We start from the raw sequence: 3,062 nt of genomic DNA, 5'->3' as shown, positions 1-3,062 counted from the left end.
GGCGTCCGCCGCCATCGAATGCCTGCTGCGCGACAAGCGCATCGCGGCGGAGGCCATCCTGATCGAGCGTTTACATCGGGGCGCCGCGCAGGGCGAGCTTGCGGCCGATACTGATCCGGCCGTCCTAGGCAAATTCATCAATACGGTCATGGAAGGCATGTCCGTTCAAGCGCGCGACGGCGCTACGATCAACGAACTTCTCTCCATCGCCGAAATGGCACTCGATCGATGGCCGGCTGCGGTTTGATCGTCCAAGCGAGATCCCAGCAGCCTGTTTTTCAACAGCCACGATCGATTTTGATCCGCGCCCATGTGAGAACGTCTAGCAGGTGCGGAGCGTGTATCAAAACACATTCTCGATTGCGATCCGTCGTGTTAGGCACGTGAGATGAGTTTTGAGAAGTGAGCAGCCCCCACCGGGTGGTCCGGGTTGATAGTTAGTGCATTGTCGTCTTGAGCCTCACCCCGTCTTTGGTCCGGTCTTTATGAGAAAACCGGTTCTCTTTTCCTCAGGTGTAGCTTTCAGCGGTAAATGTCACGAAGTGACATCACTGATTGTCGCCTCCTGCGGCCTGCTCCTTTGGGGAAGCACTGATAAAGCCAGCTTTCCCGCTCGGTCCGGCACGTTGCGCTCTGAGGAAGGGCCTCATCATAGGCTTGGTGAGATCCGTCCAGCCTGAAGGATCGTGGTTTGTGCCAGCGCCAGTCCATCCATCGATTTATCGGCATCAGCACGTTCGTTCCTGCTTCACCTCGCTTTGCCGAACATGACGTAACCGAAAGGCGCGACAGCCAGGAAGCCGCGAACAGACCACGTCGCAATCTGCCGAACAGGCATTGGCCGGCAACAGGAAGGCCAATGATTTCGGTCGATGATATCCGCATAATATTTGAGGGTGAGGAAGGTAGCATAGTATAAATGCTGAACTGATCACCTGCCTGCTCGACGCGGGCGATCGGCAGTTCGACATCTCCGAGAGGGGTGCCACCACGGTCATTCAGCAGACCCAGTGCTGCCCAACCGGCGAAAGCACCCATCATGGCCGAGGTAAGCCAATAACCGATGCGGCCAATGGTAGACTGACGCCGCATCAGAGGAACATAAAAAGCCGCAGACCCCAAGCCAGCTATCACGCCTAAGAGGCTACCCCAACCGAGAATACTGGTGAGGCCGGGTGTAACCGGCGCAAACGGACGTGAAAAGTAAACAACGGGCAGCGTGATGGATGCTAGAAGTGAAACCAGCCACAGCCCTTGGCGAAGGATGAAGTCGAAGCGGCGAGCACTACTCGCATCTTGTTGTTCGGTGAGATTCATGCCGCTGCCGCCGCTGTGGCAGCATGCCTGCCGAGCGTTCGATAAACGGTCGGCCGGGAAATCGAGAACAGCTCGGCGAGGTCGCTGATCGAGTAGTCGTCGGTATCGTACATGCGACGAAGCTCCTTCTGCTGCCGATCGGACAGCTTGGGCTTCTTCCCACGCAGCTTCCCCTTAGCGCGGGCGACCGCCATGCCCTCGCGGGTGCGGAGCTTGATGAGGTCCGCCTCGAACTCGGCAAAGGTGGCAAGGATGTTGAAGAACAGCTTACCCATCGGGTCAGCCGGATCGTGGACGCTGGCACCAAGCTGTAGCTTCACCCCACGGGCAGCAAGGCCGTCCCCGATCGCGCGCGCGTCCGGAACTGATCGCGCGAGCCGGTCAAGCTTGGGCACTACCAGCGTGTCGCCGCTTCGTACTGCGGCTAGTGCTTGGTCGAGGCCGGGGCGATCCCGGTTCGTGCCGGTGAGCCCCTTGTCGGTGTAGATGCGATCGGCCGCCACCCCGAGCTTGAGCAGCGCGTCATGCTGGGCGGCAAGGTCCTGTTTGTCGGTCGAGCAGCGGGCATAGCCGATCAGCGTGTGCGTCATAGCCGGAGTGTAACGTATAAGGCCCCATCACCGCAAAACATATGGTACCATCTATGTGAGACTCGGCTTTCGGCCGCTTTCCGTGCTGTTGGAGATCGACCGGCCGAGTCCGCTGAACGATCCTCTATCGGACAGGGGGCGATCACCATGGCGGATGGTCGAAGATCGGAGACAGGAGGCGCGGAGGTGGCGCGGCGAATGGCGGCACTTCGCGCCCATCTGCATGGTGGCGCGTCGCTGGCCAAAGTCGCGGCCGATGCCGGTGTTTCGCTGCGCACCGTCCAGCGATGGCTCGCTCGCTATACCGCCAACGGTCCAATGGGCCTCGCGCGGCCGCTTCGTCCGGAAGCTGGCACACGGACGTTCCCGGACGGTCTGGTCCAACTGATCCAGGGCATGGCGCTGACGAAGCCGCCGGCCTCGATCGCAACCATCCATCGTCGCGTTGTGCATGTCGCTAGCGAATATGGATGGCACACGCCGTCCTACGGCAGCGTTCGCGATATCGTGCGCCGGATCGATCCTGCGATGCTGACGCTCGCGCATGAGGGCGCTGCCGCTTTCCGCGACAAATACGAGATGGTCCATCGTCATCGCGCCGATCGCCCGAACGCGATCTGGCAGGCCGACCACACCGAACTCGACATCCTCATCCTCGATGCTCGTGGCAGGCCGACACGGCCGTGGCTGACGACGGTGGTGGACGATCATTCCCGCGTGATCGCAGGCTACATGGTGTTTCTCGGCGCGCCATCCGCGCTCAATACGTCGCTCGCGCTGCGCCAGGCCATCTGGCGCAAGGCCGATCCGGCATGGCCGGTGTGCGGCATTCCCGATGTGCTGCACGTCGATCACGGATCGGACTTCACCAGCCTCCACCTCGAACAGGCCGCGGCCGATCTGCGTATCAGGCTGATCTACTCAGCCGTCGCCCGTCCGCAGGGGCGTGGCAAGATCGAGCGGCTGTTCCGGACCATCAACACCGAACTGCTGGCCGAACTCCCCGGCAACCTGCGCGCCGGCAAGACGGTATCCCCACCGGCCCTTTCACTGGCCGAACTGGACGCGGCGATCGGCGCCTGGATCATCTCGACCTATAATGGGGACCGGTGAGAGGATGGTCGAAAACGTACGCTAAAGGGTCTCTTCAACGCC

At 61.1% G+C, this 3,062-nt stretch carries 3 protein-coding genes and 1 pseudogene; 2 read left to right on the top strand and 2 right to left on the bottom strand.

Annotation, left to right across the window (positions count from 1 at the left end; translation table 11 throughout):
* A pseudogene (locus AX702_RS20410) lies at nucleotides 1–247 on the top strand (TetR/AcrR family transcriptional regulator); the annotation flags it as partial.
* 275 nt (nucleotides 248–522) lie between these two features.
* Here the strand turns inward: AX702_RS20410 and AX702_RS22275 are convergent.
* Complete coding sequence (locus AX702_RS22275; RefSeq protein WP_130119994.1) at nucleotides 523–1,317, bottom strand: hypothetical protein; 795 nt, start codon at nucleotides 1,315–1,317, stop codon at nucleotides 523–525.
* Nucleotides 1,314–1,907 (bottom strand): recombinase family protein, encoded by a 594-nt coding sequence (locus tag AX702_RS20405; protein WP_007406866.1) that lies wholly within the window; start codon nucleotides 1,905–1,907, stop codon nucleotides 1,314–1,316. The genes AX702_RS22275 and AX702_RS20405 overlap by 4 nt, the downstream gene beginning before the upstream one ends.
* On the opposite strand from AX702_RS20405, the gene AX702_RS20400 reads away from it, so the two are divergent.
* Nucleotides 1,842–3,020: a DDE-type integrase/transposase/recombinase gene (locus AX702_RS20400; RefSeq protein ID WP_331710432.1), complete on the top strand. Its 1,179-nt coding sequence runs from the start codon at nucleotides 1,842–1,844 to the stop codon at nucleotides 3,018–3,020. The two genes, AX702_RS20405 and AX702_RS20400, sit on opposite strands and share 66 nt — an antisense overlap.
* Nucleotides 3,021–3,062: the final 42 nt, after the last annotated feature.

It is taken from the genome of Sphingomonas sp. CCH5-D11 (assembly GCF_001557395.1).
In the GTDB taxonomy this organism is placed as follows: Bacteria; Pseudomonadota; Alphaproteobacteria; order Sphingomonadales; family Sphingomonadaceae; genus Sphingomonas.
Note: the sequence above shows the minus strand (reverse complement) of the source record. Positions and strands in the feature narration are given on the sequence as shown.

Excerpts from the sequence above, each read along its gene's own strand:
- AX702_RS20405 (WP_007406866.1), bottom strand. The coding sequence starts at position 1,907 with ATGACGCACACGCTGATCGGCTATGCCCGCTGCTCGACCGACAAACAG.
- AX702_RS22275 (WP_130119994.1), bottom strand. The coding sequence starts at position 1,317 with ATGAATCTCACCGAACAACAAGATGCGAGTAGTGCTCGCCGCTTCGAC.
- AX702_RS20400 (WP_331710432.1), top strand. The coding sequence starts at position 1,842 with ATGCTGGGCGGCAAGGTCCTGTTTGTCGGTCGAGCAGCGGGCATAGCC.